The sequence below is a fragment of the Stenotrophomonas sp. STEN021 genome, from assembly GCF_056760175.1.
Map to the genome: position 1 here is coordinate 1 of NZ_JBRREH010000001.1, position 16,462 is coordinate 16,462.

At 63.9% G+C, this 16,462-nt stretch carries 17 protein-coding genes; 1 reads left to right on the forward strand and 16 read right to left on the reverse strand.

The annotated features are described in order from the left end of the window. Positions 1-137: 137 nt before the first annotated feature. From ACVOL0_RS00005 to ccmA, 16 genes are all read right to left on the reverse strand, one after another. Positions 138-974 (reverse strand): DNA ligase, encoded by an 837-nt coding sequence (locus ACVOL0_RS00005; protein ID WP_481547321.1) that lies wholly within the window; start codon positions 972-974, stop codon positions 138-140. A 92-nt stretch (positions 975-1,066) separates the two neighbouring features. Then, positions 1,067-2,191: a homoserine O-acetyltransferase MetX gene (metX, locus tag ACVOL0_RS00010; RefSeq protein WP_481547322.1), complete on the reverse strand. Its 1,125-nt coding sequence runs from the start codon at positions 2,189-2,191 to the stop codon at positions 1,067-1,069. Positions 2,192-2,490: 299 nt separating this feature from the next. Beyond that, complete coding sequence (locus ACVOL0_RS00015; RefSeq protein ID WP_481547323.1) at positions 2,491-3,513, reverse strand: tetratricopeptide repeat protein; 1,023 nt, start codon at positions 3,511-3,513, stop codon at positions 2,491-2,493. Continuing rightward, complete coding sequence (locus ACVOL0_RS00020) at positions 3,507-3,959, reverse strand: cytochrome c-type biogenesis protein (RefSeq protein WP_481547324.1); 453 nt, start codon at positions 3,957-3,959, stop codon at positions 3,507-3,509. Before ACVOL0_RS00020 ends, ACVOL0_RS00015 begins: the two co-directional genes overlap by 7 nt. Beyond that, a complete protein-coding gene (locus tag ACVOL0_RS00025; protein ID WP_481547325.1) occupies positions 3,956-4,582 on the reverse strand; it encodes a DsbE family thiol:disulfide interchange protein in 627 nt (208 codons plus the stop codon). The genes ACVOL0_RS00020 and ACVOL0_RS00025 overlap by 4 nt, the downstream gene beginning before the upstream one ends. Further along, positions 4,579-6,513 (reverse strand): heme lyase CcmF/NrfE family subunit, encoded by a 1,935-nt coding sequence (locus ACVOL0_RS00030; protein ID WP_481547326.1) that lies wholly within the window; start codon positions 6,511-6,513, stop codon positions 4,579-4,581. The genes ACVOL0_RS00025 and ACVOL0_RS00030 overlap by 4 nt, the downstream gene beginning before the upstream one ends. Beyond that, on the reverse strand, positions 6,514-6,981 hold the full coding sequence (ccmE, locus tag ACVOL0_RS00035) for a cytochrome c maturation protein CcmE (protein ID WP_481547327.1): 468 nt from the start codon (positions 6,979-6,981) through the stop codon (positions 6,514-6,516). Continuing rightward, the gene (gene ccmD / locus ACVOL0_RS00040) at positions 6,978-7,151 is read right to left on the reverse strand and encodes a heme exporter protein CcmD (RefSeq protein ID WP_481547328.1); all 174 of its coding nucleotides are present in this window, start codon (positions 7,149-7,151) and stop codon (positions 6,978-6,980) included. The genes ccmE and ccmD overlap by 4 nt, the downstream gene beginning before the upstream one ends. After that, positions 7,148-7,900 carry a heme ABC transporter permease CcmC gene (ccmC, locus tag ACVOL0_RS00045; protein WP_481547329.1) on the reverse strand — a complete coding sequence of 251 codons (753 nt, stop codon included), beginning with the start codon at positions 7,898-7,900 and terminating at the stop codon, positions 7,148-7,150. Before ccmC ends, ccmD begins: the two co-directional genes overlap by 4 nt. A 141-nt stretch (positions 7,901-8,041) precedes the next feature. Beyond that, complete coding sequence (gene azu / locus ACVOL0_RS00050) at positions 8,042-8,494, reverse strand: azurin (protein WP_481547330.1); 453 nt, start codon at positions 8,492-8,494, stop codon at positions 8,042-8,044. Positions 8,495-8,566: 72 nt separating this feature from the next. Continuing rightward, positions 8,567-9,331 carry a c-type cytochrome gene (locus tag ACVOL0_RS00055; RefSeq protein WP_481547331.1) on the reverse strand — a complete coding sequence of 255 codons (765 nt, stop codon included), beginning with the start codon at positions 9,329-9,331 and terminating at the stop codon, positions 8,567-8,569. Continuing rightward, the gene (locus ACVOL0_RS00060; protein WP_481547332.1) at positions 9,328-11,805 is read right to left on the reverse strand and encodes an MtrB/PioB family outer membrane beta-barrel protein; all 2,478 of its coding nucleotides are present in this window, start codon (positions 11,803-11,805) and stop codon (positions 9,328-9,330) included. Before ACVOL0_RS00060 ends, ACVOL0_RS00055 begins: the two co-directional genes overlap by 4 nt. A 66-nt stretch (positions 11,806-11,871) precedes the next feature. Continuing rightward, on the reverse strand, positions 11,872-12,915 hold the full coding sequence (locus ACVOL0_RS00065; protein ID WP_481547333.1) for a DmsE family decaheme c-type cytochrome: 1,044 nt from the start codon (positions 12,913-12,915) through the stop codon (positions 11,872-11,874). A 129-nt stretch (positions 12,916-13,044) separates the two neighbouring features. Further along, positions 13,045-13,677, reverse strand: a complete 633-nt coding sequence (locus tag ACVOL0_RS00070) for a TetR/AcrR family transcriptional regulator (RefSeq protein ID WP_481547334.1) — start codon at positions 13,675-13,677, stop codon at positions 13,045-13,047. 99 nt (positions 13,678-13,776) lie between these two features. Then, positions 13,777-14,472: a heme exporter protein CcmB gene (gene ccmB, locus ACVOL0_RS00075; protein WP_481512113.1), complete on the reverse strand. Its 696-nt coding sequence runs from the start codon at positions 14,470-14,472 to the stop codon at positions 13,777-13,779. After that, entirely contained in the window at positions 14,469-15,128 is a 660-nt protein-coding gene (ccmA, locus tag ACVOL0_RS00080; protein ID WP_481547335.1) for a heme ABC exporter ATP-binding protein CcmA, read from the reverse strand. Before ccmA ends, ccmB begins: the two co-directional genes overlap by 4 nt. Before the next feature lie 183 nt (positions 15,129-15,311). Between ccmA and ACVOL0_RS00085 the strand changes: the two genes are divergently transcribed. Continuing rightward, the gene (locus ACVOL0_RS00085; protein WP_481515500.1) at positions 15,312-16,460 is read left to right on the forward strand and encodes a pyridoxal phosphate-dependent aminotransferase; all 1,149 of its coding nucleotides are present in this window, start codon (positions 15,312-15,314) and stop codon (positions 16,458-16,460) included. Positions 16,461-16,462 lie beyond the last annotated feature (2 nt).

The window sequence follows — 16,462 nt, forward strand, 5'->3', positions numbered from 1 at the left end:
GCTGACAATGTTGAAGGTCTTGGCACCTTTGCAATCTGATGAAGCCTCTGCTTCGCGGCTTACGCCGCTCCCACAAAAATAGCCGGGCTGCATCGTTCATTTTCTTGTGCCTAACACCACGGCTGAGTCGAGCCCGTTCAAGGCTCGTCACGAACCCGCAGGAAACGCGGAAAACGGGGTAGCCCATGCACTGTCAGGCCGTTGTAGCGATAGGTCACCTGGCTGCCGATCGGCGGTGGGTCGGCACGCTGCGCATCACTCAGGCCGCTGCCGAGGCGGAACTGTGCCCCGCTGTCGGCACGCACCAGCAGCGCGCCGACCATGTCTGCGTACTTGCCCTTGCCAGGGACATGGCCGATCACGCGCGCTTCGGCATCGTCATACAGTTTGAGTTTGAACAAGCCAGCGCTGCGGCCGTCGCTGTAGCGATTGTCCTGATGATGCAGCATCAGGCCTTCGCCGCCGGCCTGGATGACGCTGCGCAGGTGTCGGTGCAGACTCTCGGTATCTGGCAGGCGGCGCTGCTCTATGGCAAGCAGGTAGGGGTTGGCTTGATTGGCGATGATCCGGCTGAGCTGTGCGTGGCGTCGGGCGAAGCCATCGGTTGCATTGGGCAGGTCGAAGGCCATGAAGCGTAGTTTGCGCCACTGCGCCTCGTCGGCCGGGCTGCTGCGGATGAGCGCACTGGTGGCTTCGAACTGGCCGCGTGCCATCCATAGTTCGCCGTCGATCGCCTGCTTGGGCCAATTCTGGGTAAACCATGCCGGCGTTGGGATGCGGTGGCCGGCGCGGGTCCAGAGCGCATGACCGTCCCAGCGTGCGCGCACGCCGTCGAGTTTCTCGCTGACCAGATAGAGGGATACATCCGGCCCGTCCTGCCAGCTGCTGGCCAGCATCAAGGGTGGCGCGGCAGCGAGCGCCGTGTTGAGCGAACTGGCCAGCAAGAAAAATAGAATCAGGAGGAAACGTGGCATGCTTGGCCCCCGGTTGTCGGAAGCTCAAGCGTGCTTTGCAGTCAGTGCAGGTGACCATCAGCGGCCGCCTGCATTCAAGGTCGGTGTGCTGGCTATACGCTCGTCGGCAGCGCCTGCAGAAACTGCGCTACGGCGGGGCCGAAGCGCTCGTAGTCAACCAGGAAGGCATCGTGGCCTTGTGGCGAATCCATGCCGATGAACTGGGCGTCGGCTCCGCCTGCCCGCAAACCGTCAGCGATCTGTTGCTGCTGCTCCACCGGGAACAGGATGTCGGTATTGGCGCCAATGGCGAGCGCACGTTCAACCCGGATCTTGGCCAGTCCGGCAAGTACGTCACCACCGGCGTATTCGGCCAGGTCGAACCAGTCCATGGATCGACCGAGGTAGAGATAGCAGTTCGGGTCGAAGTTGCGCACGAAGCGACGCGCGTGGCCTTCCAGATAGCTCTCTACCTGGAATTCCAGGCCGAACGGGTCTTCGTCGGTCTGGTCAGAGTCCAGCCGCACGCGGCCGAAGCGGCCGTCCCATTCCAATGCCGAGCGATAGGTGATGACGCCGAGCTTGCGCGCCATGCGCATGCCCGACTCCGGGTAGTGGACTTCGTCGTAATCGCCGTTGTTCCATGCCGGATCGAGACGGATGGCTTCGCGCTGCAGCGAACGGATGGCGATCGAGAACGGCAGGGCGCGGGCGCTGCCGGAGATGTTGATGTGGCTGCGGGCGATGCCCGGGTGCTGCAGCAGCACCGCCAGTGCGGTCATGCCGCCCATCGAGTTGCCGATCAGGCAGGCCAGCTGGGTGATGCCAAGTGCGCGCACGACTTCGGCGGCGGCGTTGGCCACGTCTTCAATCGACAACTCGGGGAAGGACAGCCGGTAGGTCTTGCCGGTGGCGGGGTCCAACGAGGCCGGGCCGGTAGAGCCCTTGCAGCTGCCCAGCGAGTTCACGCAGATGACGAACCAACGGTTGGTGTCAATCGGTTTGCCGGGGCCGAGCATCGGCTCCCACCAGCCCGTGGCCGGATTGTCGGCATTGCTGGCAGCGTGTGCATCGGGCGACAGGCCGGTGACGATCAGGATGGCGTTGCTGGCATCGGCGGCCAGCCTGCCCCAGGTTTCGTAGGCGACATGGGCGCCAATCAAGCTGCCACCGCGCTTCATCTGGAACGGCGAGGGCAGCGCGTGAAAACGGCTGCCATCAGGAATGAATTCAGTCATCTGCCAATTTTAGCGGGGATGCCGGGCGCATCTTCGCATGGATGATAACCAGTGGTTATCTGGGTATTGCCTGGTGGGCGCGAAGCGCGTGCTGGCGGCAGCGATGTGGTGGTGATTGCCGCTGCGCGCGAATGACCGCGGGAGGCTCGCAGTGATGTCAGTGCCGGCCGGAGTGGGCCGGTTGTAGGAGCGGCGTAAGCCGCGAAGCTGACGTTGCTGAAGCACATGGCATCTCTGCAATCCGCTGGATGTGCTTGCTTCGCGGCTTGCGCCGCTCCTACAAAGAAGCCTGTTGGGCGCTATTGACCCAAGGTGATCGTCAACGGCTTGTCAGTCGGCAGCTTGATCTTGACCGGTACTGACTCGACGTCGCCTTCGCCGCGCATGGCGGTGCCGCTGGCGGACAGACGGGCGAAGACTTCCACTTCCTGCAGGTCGGACAGTTTCTGGGTGGGCATCGGGCTGTCGCCGTCGTCGAGGGTGACGGTCAATGGCGTTGCCTGTGCCGGGTGACGTTCGACGGCCACCGGCATCGGCGGGCCGCGGGGGATGCGGGCGATGACGAACACGGTTTCCTTGCCGGAAGCGGCGCGCGCGGCCAGTGCCGGGGCCAACGTTACCGTCACGGTGACAGTGCTGGCGTTGGCTGATGCGGTTGTTGCTGCCGGCGCGCTGCCATGAGCGTTGGTTGGGGTCTTGCCACGAGCGACATCGATCTGTTCCTGCAGCGCGCTGGCAGCGGCGGGCTCCAATCGGGGGAGCAGGCTTTCCCAGGTCTGCGCGGCCTGTTCGTTCTGGCCTTGCTGGCGCTGCACGATGCCGGTGAGCCAGATCACCCGCTCGTTGTCCGGTGCGATCTGGCGGGCGCGGGCAAGCCACTGCTGGGCGGTGTCGTCGAACAGGAACTTGGGATCGGCCTGGGCGCGCGTCTGCGCGGCTTCGAGCAGCAGGCCGGGTTCGTCGGGGGCCAGCTGTGCGGCGCGCTGATAGGCGGCAGCGGCATCGGCGACCTTGCCGATCTCCAGTTGTGAGCGGGCCAACAGCACCCAGCCGTCAACGCGTTCGGGGTTCTGCTTCAAGGCGTCCTGCAGCTGGGCGATGCCTTCTTCGATGGTCTGCGGCGCGGCGGCAGCCTCAGGTTGCGGCTGCATCGCCGCCGGGGTTCCCAGCAACTGGTACAGACCCAGGGTGGCGACCAGCGCCATCGCAGCCAGGCTGCCCCAGATCCTTCGTTTGCCGGCACGCCACAGCGGCCACAAGGTGATGCCGGTGGCCACTACCGCCAGCACTGCAGCGCCTGTCATGAAACCGGCATTCACCATTCGCGTTCTTCCTGACTGGCGTCGTCATTGCTGGCAACAGGAACGGTGCGGCCACGCCGCCGTACATGAACGATCAACAGCACCGCGCCGGCGAGCAACAACAGGCCGGGACCGAACCAGAGCAGGGCGGTGCTGGCTTCCAGTTGCGGGCGGTACAGCACGAACTCGCCGTAACGGTCGACCAGGAATTGCTTGATCTCGGCATCGCTGCGGCCTTCGTGCATCAGCTTGAGCACTTCGCGGCGCAGATCGTGGGCGATCTGCGCGTTGGAGTCTGCCAGTGATTGATTCTGGCATTGCACGCAGCGCAGTTCGGCGGTGAGTGCGTGGAAGCGCACTTCCTCGGCGCGGTCGCGATACTGCAAGGGGCTGGGATCGCCGGCAGGCTGCGCGCTGGCGGCGAACGCCAGGCACATCCACAGCAACGCACCAGCCCAGGCTTTCATCGGGCCGCTCCCAGGTCCGGTGCGCCGTGCTTGCCACCAGCGGCGGCTTCCACTTTTTCCAGTGCCGGAATCAGCTGTTCGTCCATCACCTGTTGGGTAATGGCGCCGCTGTACTTCCAGCGCACGATGCCGCTGCCATCGACCAGGAAGGTTTCCGGTGCGGCGGCAATGCCCCAGTCCAGGGCGGTGCGACCTTCCTGGTCGGCCAGCACCACCATGTAGGGGTTGCCCAACTGCTCAAGCCAGCGCAATGCTTCGCTGGGCTCGTCCTTCCAGTTGTAGCCGATCACGCGCACGCGTTTGGTCTCGGCGAAGCGGGTGAGGATGGGGTGCTCATCGCGGCAGGTCGGGCACCAGCTGCCCCAGACATTGAGCAGGTAGGGGGCGCCACGCAGCTGCGTATCGGTGACATGCACGCTGGGGTCATGCAGCACCGGCAAGGAGAAGGCGGGGGCGGGCTTGTTGATCAGTGCCGAGGGCAGGCTGTCGCGGTCGGGTTTGCCGGAGCGGCTGACGCCGTACAGCATCAAGCCCATCAGACCGAGGAAGAACAATGCCCCGAGGACGATGGCGACCGGCGGCAGGCGATGCTTGGTGTTGGATTCGGGCGAGGGACTATTCATTTCGATTTCTCAGGCAGCCTGCGGAAACGGCGGTCGACGGCGGTGATGAAACCGCCCAGCGCCATCAGCGCTGCGCCCAGCCAGATCCAGCGGACAAAAGGTTTGATCTGTACGCGCACGGCCCAGGAGCCATCGCCCAGTGATTCTCCCAGCGCCACGTAGATATCGCCACCCAGGGTGGGATGGATGCCGGCTTCGGTCATCGGCTGGCCGCCGCTGGCGTACATGCGTTTTTCCGGGTGCAGCCGGGTAATCAGCGTGTCGCCACGCAACACCTGCAGGTGCCCTCGGTCGGAGTGATAGTTCGGCCCATCGCTGGCATCCACGCCTTCGAACAGTAGCGTATAACCGCCAGCGTCGATGGATTTGCCCGGTGCCAGCGCCACTTCATGCTGCACATGCAGGGCTTCCACCAGCAGGGCACCGACCAGGAATACGGCCACGCCGAAGTGGGCGATCAGCATTCCCCAGGTTTCGGCATTGAGCCGGCCGCTCTTGCGCAGCCGCGTCCACAGGTAATAGCCGCTGCCGCCGGCTACCCATGCAGCACCAGCAATGCCGATGCCGGTCTTGAACTTGCCCTGCGGTGCCATCCACCAGCCGATGATGCCCAGCACGATGGCCAGGCCAGCCCACGGTGCCAACAATGCCAGCGTGCGCAGGCCTTGCTCGCGCTGCCAGCGGCTGATCGGGCCAAACGGCAGCAATACGATCATCGGTGCCATCAACAGCACGAACAGCGTGCCGAAGTAAGGCGGGCCCACCGAGACCTTGCCCAGATCCAGCGCATCGGCCAGCAGCGGATACAAGGTGCCGAGCAGCACCATGGCGCAGGCGCAACTGAGCAGCAGGTTGTTGGCCAGCAGCAGGCTTTCGCGCGAGTTGAGCGCAAATGCGCGGCGCGGGTCGGCGCTGTTGCCGCCGATGCCGGGCGCACGCAGGGCATAGAGCAGCAGTGAACCGCCGACCACGATGGCGAGAAAGACCAGGATGAACAGGCCACGCGAGGGGTCAGCGGCAAACGAGTGCACGCTGGTCAGCACGCCGGAGCGCACCAGGAAGGTGCCGAGCAGGGACAGTGCAAAGGCGGCGATCGCCAACAACAGGGTCCAGCCAACAAACACGCCGCGCTTTTCAGTGGCTGCTTGCGAGTGCAGGAGGGCGGCACCAACCAGCCATGGCATGAAGCTGGCGTTTTCCACCGGGTCCCAGAACCACCAGCCGCCCCAGCCCAGCTCGTAATACGCCCACCAGCTGCCCAAGGCGATGCCGATGGTCAAAAAGCCCCAGGCCGCATTGGTCCATGGCCGGGTCCAGCGCAGCCAGCGCACGTCGATGCGGCCATCGATCAGGGCGGCAATGGCGAAGGCGAACGGCACCGCGAAACCGACATAGCCCAGATACAGCAGCGGTGGGTGGATGATCAGTCCCGGGTCCTGCAACAGCGGGTTGAGGTCGTGACCTTCGCCTGGTGCCGGCAGCAGGCGCGCGAACGGGTTGGAGGTGAACAGCAGGAAGGCAAGGAAACCGACGCTGATCATCCCCATCACCGACAGCACCCGCGCCATCACCTCGGGCGGCAGCTGGCGCGAGAACGCGGCAACCGCCGCGGTCCACAGGGCCAGCACCAGGGACCACATCAGCAATGAGCCCTCGTGCGCGCCCCACACGGCCGAATAGCGGTAGATCATCGGCAGCAATGAGTTGGAGTTGTCGGCGACGTAGCGCAGCGAGAAATCCTGGCGGACGAAGGCAATCGTCAGCACCACGAAGGCAGCCAGCACCATGGTCAGCTGCAGCATTGCTGCCGGGCGTGCAATCGCGGTGAGTGCCGGGATGCCACGCTGTGCACCGACAAGTGGCAGCACGCTTTGCAGCAGGGCTGCCAGCAGGGCGAGGATCAGTACTACCTGTCCGATTTCACCGAGCACTCAGGGCGTTCCCTTGGTTGGGGTGGCGGCCGGGACCTGATGCTTGTCGTGCGCCACGCCCATCTTGTCGGCCAGCTCCTTGGGCATATAGGTCTCGTCGTGCTTGGCCAGCACGTCTTCGGCGACGAATACGCCGTTGGCCATGCGTCCGGTGGCGACCACTGCCTGACCTTCGCGGAACAGGTCGGGCAGGATGCGGTCATAGGTAACAGGCAGCATCGCGTCGCCATCGGTGACCTCGAAACGTGCCAGCAGTGCACCGGGTTCGCGTTTGAACGAGCCCTTGGCAACCATTCCGCCCAGCCGGAAGCGTGCGTCCGGGGCGACCTTGCCGGCCATGACCTCGGCAGGTGTGTACAGATAGGCGATGTTGCGCTGCAGGGCGGTGCTGACCAGGGCAACGGCGGCGCCGGCCACCAGCAGCGCCAGCAATACCCATAACAGGCGACGGCGCTGGGTCGGGCTCATCGGCTCAGTTCCTCATCAATCGGCGCTGCGGCGCTGCGGCTGGCGCGATTGATGCGTGCGCGCGCCTCACGCAACTGCTGGCGGATCTGCAGGCGTGGCACGATGAAATCCCAGGCCAGTACGATGAAGAACACGGCGTAGGCCAACGCCACGTATTTGAAATAACTCATGCCGATTTCTCCAGCCTCTCGCGCAGCCAGGCCTTGCCGACTTCGCGGCGCAGGTTGTCGGCACGGGCGCGTGACAGTAGTGAACCGACGAACCAGAACTTGGTAGCCAGCACCATGATCCACAGTGGCAGGATCATGCTGCTGTCCATGCTGGACTCGCCGAACACACGGATGGTCTGGCCCTGGTGCAGGGAATTCCACCACACCACCGAGTAGCGAATGATCGGCAACATCACCACGCCGACGATGGCCAGCAGGCCGGCGGCGCGAGCGGCGGCGCGGCGGTCATCGATGGCGCCGTAAAGTCCCATCACGCCCAGGTACATGAACAGCAGGATCAATTCGGTGGTCAGGCGCGGGTCCCAATCCCACCAGGTGCCCCACATCGGCTTGCCCCAGATGCTGCCGGTGAGCAGGGTGATCAGGGTGAATGCGGCACCGATGGGCGCGCAGGCCATGGCCAGGATTTCGCACAGCTTGATCCGCCAGATCAGCGCGATGGCGCTGTAGAACGCCATCAGCCCGAATACGAACAGGCTCATCCATGCCGACGGCACGTGGATATAGAGGATGCGGAAGCTGTCGCCCTGCTGGTAGTCAGCCGGCACCACCGCCAGCGCCTGCCACAGGCCGAAGCCGAACAGTGGCAGCGCGGCGATATAGCACCAGGTGGACCAACGGGCGGCGAAGGTGTCGAAGTAAGGCGGTGAGCCCAGCTTGTGAAACCAACCAACTAAACCTTTGGACATCCGCTCGCTCGCTGAGGAAGACGATGACCGGACCGCGATCAGCGGCCCGACCGGCTGGGTGGTGCGGCTTGCACCACCGTTGCTGTTTTCAGACTAGCGCAAGATACCGCAATTTCAGAAAACCGGCGGGTATCGGATGGCTTACTTGAGGGTTACCGTGCCCTTCATCATCGCCGCGTGGCCGGGGAAGCTGCAGAAGAACGACAGCGGCGCAGCTGCGGCGGTGAGGCGGGCGACCGGGATCGAGATGGAGGTGGTTTCGCCACCGCCGACCACCTTGCTATGGGCGATGACGCGGCTGTCGCCGGCCTTGATGTAGTCCGCCGCCAGCCCGGCCTTCATGCCATCGCTGTCGATGCCGGCCATGTCGGCGGTTTTGGCCACCACCACATTGTGGCCCATGATGTTCTTGGCCATCTTGCCGGCGTGCTTGAGGTTGATGGTGAAGTTGGCGCAGCTCTTGGGCACGTCGATATTGGTGGCGTTGAACTTCATCGCATCGTTGCCCTCCAGGCTGATAGAGCAGGTATCGGCAGCATGCGCGGCGGATGCGCCGCCCATCAGCAGCAGGGCAAGGAAAATACGGGACTTCATGGATGACTCCTTATCGGTGGCTTCTTGAACAGACCAGGGGGAGCACGCCACAAGCGTGCGGCCGAGGTGGTTTTATTGCTTGAGCGATGAAAGCCAGGTGGACACCGCCTTGATACTGTCCGCATCCAGCCGCTGGCCGATGCCGTGCATGACCCGGCTGTTGGTGGAGGCGTCTACGCCATCGTCGTGGAACTGTTGCAGGCGGGTTTGCAGGTAGTCGTTCTGTTGCCCGCGCAACGCCGGATAGGCGGCATAGGGCATGCGTCCGCTGCGGTCAACGAAACCGGCTTGGGGGTTACCGCGGCCGTCGGCACCGTGACAGCCCTGGCAAGGCGGTATGCCCTTGCTGGGATTGCCGCCCATGTAGATCGTCTGGCCCTGGCTGAGCACTGCAGCATCCTGTTCGACAGGCGGTGCATCGGCGGAAGGCGCCGGTACCGGAAGGCTTGCGTAGTAGGCCGACAGGTCGCGGATATCCTGCTCTTCCAAGGGCGCGGCCATTGCGGTCATCGGCGACTCGGGCATGCGTCCGCTCTTGTAGGCGTGCAGCGCCCAGTACAGATAGGCTTCTTTCTGCCCGGCGAGATTTGGAAACGCCGGCGTGATGGCGATGCCGTCGCCACCATGGCAGGCCGAGCAGACCTCGGATTTGCCCTTGCCGGCGGCCGCGTCGCCCGAAGCGGCACGCGCAGTGCGCAGGTCATAGCGTGGCGGCGGTTGTGGCGAGGCGGTTGTCCCGTCACCGGCGACAGCTGGAGCCTGGGCCGCGTCATTCGAGGCGGGCGGATCGGCTTGCAAGGCCGCGGCAAGTGCGGCGATCAACCACAGTGCCTTCATAAGGCCACCTCGAACAGCATGCCGACAAGATTGACGTTGTAGCTGGACGGGCCGCCATCGGTATAGACGCGGTGGTCGTAGACCAGGGTGTCTTCAAAACCGAAGTAGTGCCAGTCCGACAGATTGCCGCGCTCATAGGTATCAAACAGGCGCAGGCGCATGCGTTTGTTCAGCGGCACAGACAGGCCCGCCGTCACCGAATTGACGCGGTACACCATCACGGGGTAGCTGCCGGTGGTCAATGGCGCATTGGCGGGCGTGGTCAAGGCGCCTGGTGAATTCATCCGGTAGCTGGTCTTGCCGCGCGAATAGGTCCAGTTCCAGGCCAGGTCCAGGGTGGCGCGGCCAAGCCGACGGGTGAAGTTCAGCCCGGCATAGTGATTGCGTTGCGCATCGTCCATCCACCAGCGGTTGGCGTCAGGATAGGTGGGGCCGCCGAGATCTGGATCGGAACCAACCGCATCGTTGACGTTGGCAAATACCAGGGTGGAACGATCGTGCCCGTACCAGGCGCTGGCAGTGGTATCGGGGTTGGGCTGCCATTCCCATTGCACGCTGCCGGCATAGGTATCAAAGCGCTGCCTGCCAATCTGCGCGTCATAGCGATTGCGGTCACCGCGCAGTGAGGCATAGAGGGTCATGTCGTGTGGCAGGATGAAGGTCGCCATCAGGTCGAGCTTCTGCTGCGTTCGCGACGCGATGTCATATTTGCGCAGGTTGGAAACCGTATGTGGGCTCAAGCCGCCGGCCGGTTCGACGAAGCCGGGCAGGGCGCTGGAAAACGTGAATTCGTATGGGTCGTAGTAGTACTTGCTGCCGCTGCGGTCCAGATAGGAATAGTTGGCGCGGAAGCTCAGCCAGTTCAGTGCGCGGTTGTTCCAGCCGACCTTGAGCAGGTTGTCGTGGGTGGTGGCGACTTCGCGGTGAGCGCGTTCGATGGCGGTATACGTGTAGCTGGCCGAGAAGGTGTTCTTGTTGCTGCTGCGGAAATCGGCGCCGGTCGAAATCTCGCGGGTCTCCTTGTCCAGCGGCAGATTGCGGATGCGGGTGAGTACCGAGGCATTCGGGCCGCGATCCCAGACCCCCATTTCGCCAGGCACCACGCTGCCCTGCGCGCCGTTTTCGGCGATATAGCCGTATTGATCCGTCAGCGGGTTGTAAGCCCAATAGCTGCCGCTGTAGTCCTCTCGCAGGTAGCGCGCGGTATTGCGCCAGGTCACGTCGTCGTTGGGCATCAATACCAGCCGCGCATCCAGCTTCTGGTTGTTGATGGCCAGCCCGGCGCGTTTGCGTGACAGGGCATCGGTGGTATTCCAATTGGCGCAGTCGTAGATGAAAGGTGGGGCCAACGCCTGTCCAAATTGGCCCTGGCAATCCATCGGGGCCAGCAGCTTGTCGTTCTGGTGCATCGTGGTCAGCGCGAGATTTACCGAGAAGTCGCCGTTCCAGGACGGCAGCTTGCGGCCGAAGGTGGCACCGAGGCGGTGGTAGTCGTTTTCCGGCTCGTAGGCGAAGGAGCCCTGTGTCAATGGTGGCGTGTAGGCGCCGGCCACCGAGTACAGGCCGTAGGGCACCTGGTAGTCATAGGAGCTGTGTGCGTTGCGGAAGAACGAGCCGGTGTAGTTGAAATCGCTGCGCCAGACGTTGCCGACGAAGCGGAAGCCAGCCATGAAATTGAGGGTGCTGTCATCGATGGGGCGCTGAATCTCATAGACGCCGCCATTGGCCGGGAACGGGTAGTTGAAAAAGAACGGGCCGCCAAATGGTCTTGCGCCGCTGCGTTCCTCGTGGCTCAGGCTGGCATAGCCGCTCCAGCGCGGGTTGAGCAGGTAGTTGATGCTCACGCCCACTTTGTCGCGAACCACCCTCAAGGTGGTCAATGGCTGTGCTGCAGACAGCGCGGCCACCTGCGCGGCGCTGCTGCCGGCAGCACTGAGGCCGGGTTTCAAGGTCAAATGGGGGCTGCCCACGCCATCCCAGATCGAACGTGCGTTGCCGCTGAGTACATTTGGCGTGCTGCGGGCGAAGGCCTGGACCTTGTAGCGCCCGGCCTGGCCAAATACCGCACGCAGGTACTGGTTGTCCCGATCCAGATGGCTGATGCGCACATCGGCATAGCTGCCGTCGCTTGCGCGGCGCAGGCTGAAGTCCGCCTGCAGAATCAGCCCGTCGTCAGGATCGCGGAAGCGCCGCCAGTTGCTGTTGTGGCTGTCGCCATTGACGTGCATGTAACCGATGGCGGCCTGCCCGGACCAGCTCCAGCCGTTGCCGCCGACCGGCTTGGCATCGGCCATTCTGGGCGCGCAGCCGTACAGAAAGCCTGTCGGGGTGCGCTTGGGCTCGGCGCTCAGCCAACTGCTGCCATCGGGATCACAGCCGTCCCACCCAATCCGGCCGCTGGGGTCCAACCAGTTGCCGAACTGCAGGTCGATGCCGCTGCCGCTGTCCTGGGCCTGTGCGAGGCCCGCAATCAAGGCCAGGGATAGCAGTGAGCAGCGGCAGTTCCTTGAACGATTCCGTGTGCACATGCCGTTCTCCCTTTACTTGTGCAGACGTGGGCCGGAAGGGTGGTTGGAACCGTGAACCTGGGCGTGGCAGGTGATGCAGCCGCGTCCCATCAAGCGCTCATCAGGCGTCAGTCCGGTGCCTAGCGAGGTTTCGGTCTGCAGGTCATTGGGGTGGCGGGTATGCGAGTGGCACTGCTGGCACAGCATCGGGATCGGTGCGACCAGCAGCGCGTGCTGGTTGGAACCATGGACCTGATGGCAGTTCAGGCAGCTTTCTCGCACCGGCGCATGTTCGAACAGGAACGGGCCGCGTTTTTCGGCGTGGCACTGATAGCAGGTCTCGTTGACCGTGTCGGTCTTGAGCAGGGTGGGGTTGAGCGTGCCATGCGGATTGTGGCAATCCACACAGCTGATCGCGCCTTCCGGCAGTGGCATATGCGAGCGGCGATTGAACTGCTGGCGGATGTCCTTGTGGCAGGTGGCACAGGTTTCGCTGACCGATTGCTTGGCGGTCAACCCTTCGGCCGAGAACTTGACCATCGGGTTGTGGCAGTCGCTGCATGAAAGATCGTTGCGTTGATGCACCGAGCCGAGCCAGGCATCGCGCGGGCCACCGGAATGGCAACCCAGGCAGCTTTCGGTCTGGTTGGCTACCGGCGTGCCGCCGTCGTGGGTGTAGGCGATGATCGAGCCCTTCTGGGTCGGATTGGCCGCATGCACTGAACCGGGCCCATGGCAGGCCTCGCACGTAGCGGTGTTTGGGTTGGCGGCCAGTGCGACCTGCATGCCGGCGGCATGCGCGGTGTGGGCGAAGTTGTCGTTCTCTTTGCCGTGGCAGGCAGTGCAGACCTGCTGGCCTACCGATTTGGCTTCCGGGTGTGCCTTGTTGCGTGCTGGCACGGCGTCTGCAAAGCCCGGTGGGGCATTGAAACCATGCCCGGATTGGCTGGAGGCGAATTGGGTTTCGGGCAGCTTTATCGCTTGCCCGCTGGCATCGGCCTTGACCGGCGCCAACCACGCAACGGAGACCAGGACTGCGGTTGCCAACAGCATCAGCAATGCAAGATAGAACCGCACGATCCCCTCCTTTGCGCTGTCCCTGCCGATGGGTGGGTGACAGCGGGCAATCAGAACGTAATGGCGATTACGTCACGATTCTGGGAGTGCCTTGGGTACAGTTCAAGCTGCGTTGCAGCAAGCTACCGTTCAGTTTCGCGGCAGTGCGCCGGCCATGAACAGGCGTACCGCCGCGCGGGCCTGTTCCTGGGCACGGGGCAGGTCGCTGGCAACCACGCGGCCATTGACCGAACGCAGGATCAAGCCACCGATCACCACCATGTAGAAGAAGTGCGCGGCTTGTTCGGGGTTTTCGATATGCATGCGGCCGGCTGCGGTTTCGCGGGCGAAGTATTGACTGAGCAATACTTCCATTGGTGCCACGCCATGGGCATGGAACCAATCACGTAGCCCGGGCTGGTTCATGCCTTCGGCGATGACCACGCGATGGCAGGCCAAGCGGGCAGGTGAGAGAACTTCCTCGGCCATCTGGCTCGCGGCTTCTTCCAAGGCTTCGGTGGGCGGCAATGGTGATTGCAGCAAGGTATCCAGGCTGCGGCCGAAGTCATTGATGCTCTGCTCCATCAAGGCATGGATCAGGCCTTCCTTGTCGCCAAAGGCGCGGTACAAGGTGGCCATCGAGCCGCCGGCGCGTTTGACGATGTCGGCCAGTCGCGCGGCTTGATAACCCTTTTCGTTGAAGACTTCGGTGGCGGCTGCCAGAAACTTCTCCACACGCAGCTCGCCACGGCGTTGCAACTCGACCGCGGGACGGGGCGGCAAGGTAGGTTTGTCTACGCTCGGAACTTCCGTCTGGGGCCGCTCAGCCATGTGTTTGGTTCGATTTGTGAAGTAAGCGTCAAGAATAGCGCTGTTTTGTGCTCAGGAGTTGGCGATGCGGATTGCCGCCGCTGCGGTCAGTGGGGCGAGCACCGCGCTGACCAGCAAGCCGGCCGCCAGCATCAGCAGCGCACCACTGGGATCAAAGCCTTGCGCCGCTGCGGCTACCGCGCCTGCGCCGAACACCAGTACCGGCACGTACAGCGGCAGCACCAGCAGCGCCAGCAGGATGCCGGCGCGGCGCATGCCCACGGTCAAGGCTGCGACCACCGCGCCAAGCAGGCTCAACAACGGCGTTCCAAGTGCCAGCGCGGTGATCAGCACCGGCAGCTGTTCGCGTGGCAGGTGCATCAGTTCGGCCAGCAACGGGCTGACCAGCACCAGCGGGAACGCGGTGGTCAACCAGTGCGAGAACACCCGCACTGCGACCAGCCAGGCCAGTGGCACCGGCGACAGCAGCCATTGCTCCAGCGAACCATCCTCGGCATCGCTGCGGAACAAGGTGTCCAGCGACAGCAGGCCGGCCAACAGGATGGACAGCCACAGCACCGCCGAGGCAACGCTCTGCAGCAGCTTGGGGGCGCCGCCCAGGGCCAGTGCGAACAAGGCGACCACCAGCAGCGCGAACAGGATAGGTTGCGCTGCGTCGCCACGGCGACGCCAAAGGAGCTTCAAATCACGTGCCAGCAAGGCGCGGGCAGCCGAAAGCAGGGTGGGTTGTGGACCTGGCAGGCTCATGCCGCGTCTTCCTGTGCCGCAGGGCTGACCAACGTGAGGGTGCGATTGCGCACCGGCGGTGCCGCGTACGCGCCGTGCGTGGTCACCAGCGCAGCGCCGCCGCCGCGCAGGTGCGCGGAAATCATCCGGTTGACCAGATTGATCCCATCCAGGTCGAGATTGGCGTAGGGCTCGTCCAGCAGCCAGATCGGTGCCGGTGACAACCAGATACGGGCCAGTGAAAGGCGCTTCTTCTGGCCGGCCGACAATTGCCGGACCAAGCTGTCCTCATAGCCGGCCAGGCCGACGATGGCCAAGGCGTTGCCCGGCATCTGCCGGGCGCGGCGGCCCTGCAGCCCGCACAGGAAATGCAGGTTTTCCAGACAGCCCAGATCCTGCTTGAGCGCGGTCAGGTGGCTCAGGTAGGTGATATAGCGCGAACGATCAGCGCTGTTGGCAGGACGCCCGTCGATCTGGATCTGTCCTTCGTCCGGTCGCAGCAGTCCGGCAAGTACGCGCAACAAGGTGGTCTTGCCGGCGCCATTGCTCCCTTGCACCAGCAGTGCTTCGCCTGCATCCACGTGCAGGTCCAGCGGCCCGAATACCGGATCGTCATTGCGGGTGAAACGCAGGCCGCGTGCGTCGAGCAGCGGCGGTATGTTTGCGGTTTCAATCATCGGATCGGGCGCTTCCGTCCTTGGCGGGTGGCGCAGACAGGGCAGCGCATCGGGGCGCGCAGTATAGCGCCGGGATGGCGCTGTCCTGCGCGGGGCGGGCGCGGTTCCAGTTGCCGATTGGGGAGCCGGGACTGCTGGCATTGCGTACACTCGGGGTTTTCTCCTCCCCGCGTGTACCTATCCATGCATCCGCAGACCAAGTTGCCCAAGGTGGGCACCACCATTTTCACCGTGATGTCGCAGTTGGCCGCCGAACATGGCGCGGTCAATCTTGGCCAGGGTTTTCCCGATTTTTCCGCCCCGCAGCGCTTGATCGATGAAACCGCCAAGGCCATGCGTGAGGGCTTGAACCAGTACGCGCCGATGACCGGCGTGGCACCGCTGCGGCAGGCCATCGCGCAGAAGGCGCTGGACTGCTACGGCGCGCAGGTCGACCCGGACAGCGAAATCACCGTCACCTCCGGCGGCACCGAGGCGATCTTCAATGCCATCCATGCCGTGGTGCGGGCCGGTGAGGAAGTCATCGTGCTGGACCCAGCCTACGACTGCTATGAGCCAGCGATCGACCTGGCCGGTGCGCGCGCCGTGCATGTGCCGCTGGACCCGCAGACCTTTGCGGTGGATTGGGATCGCGTGCGCGCGGCCATCACTCCGAAGACGCGCATGTTGATGGTCAATACCCCGCACAACCCCTCTGGCGCGATGCTGACTGCCGACGACATGCAGGCGCTTGCCGATGTGTTGCGCGGCACTGACATCTACCTGATCTCCGATGAAGTGTACGAACACATCATCTATGACGGTGCGCGTCACGAGTCGGCATTGCGCTACCCGGAACTGCGCGAGCGTGCGTTCGTGATCTCGAGCTTCGGCAAGACCTATCACTGCACCGGTTGGAAGATCGGCTACGCCATCGCACCGCCGGCCATGACGGCCGAGTTCCGCAAGGTGCACCAGTACAACACCTTCACCACCTACAGCCCGGCGCAGTACGGGTTTGCCGCGATGATCCGCGATGAGCCCGAGCATCACCTGGAACTGGGTGCGTTCTACCAGAGCAAGCGCGACCGCTTCCGCGAGCAGTTGCTGGGCACGCGTTTGAAGCCGCTGCCGGTGCCGGGTGGTTATTTCCAGCTGGTGGATTATTCGGCGATCAGCGACCTGCCGGACCATGAGTTCGTGCGCTGGTTGACCATCGAGAAGGGCGTTACCGCGATTCCGTTGTCGCCGTTCTACGAAACCCCGCCGGCTGGCCAGCGTCTGGTGCGGCTGTGCTTCGCCAAGAACGATGCGACGCTGGATGCAGCCATCGAGCGCCTGCGCGCGCTCTGACA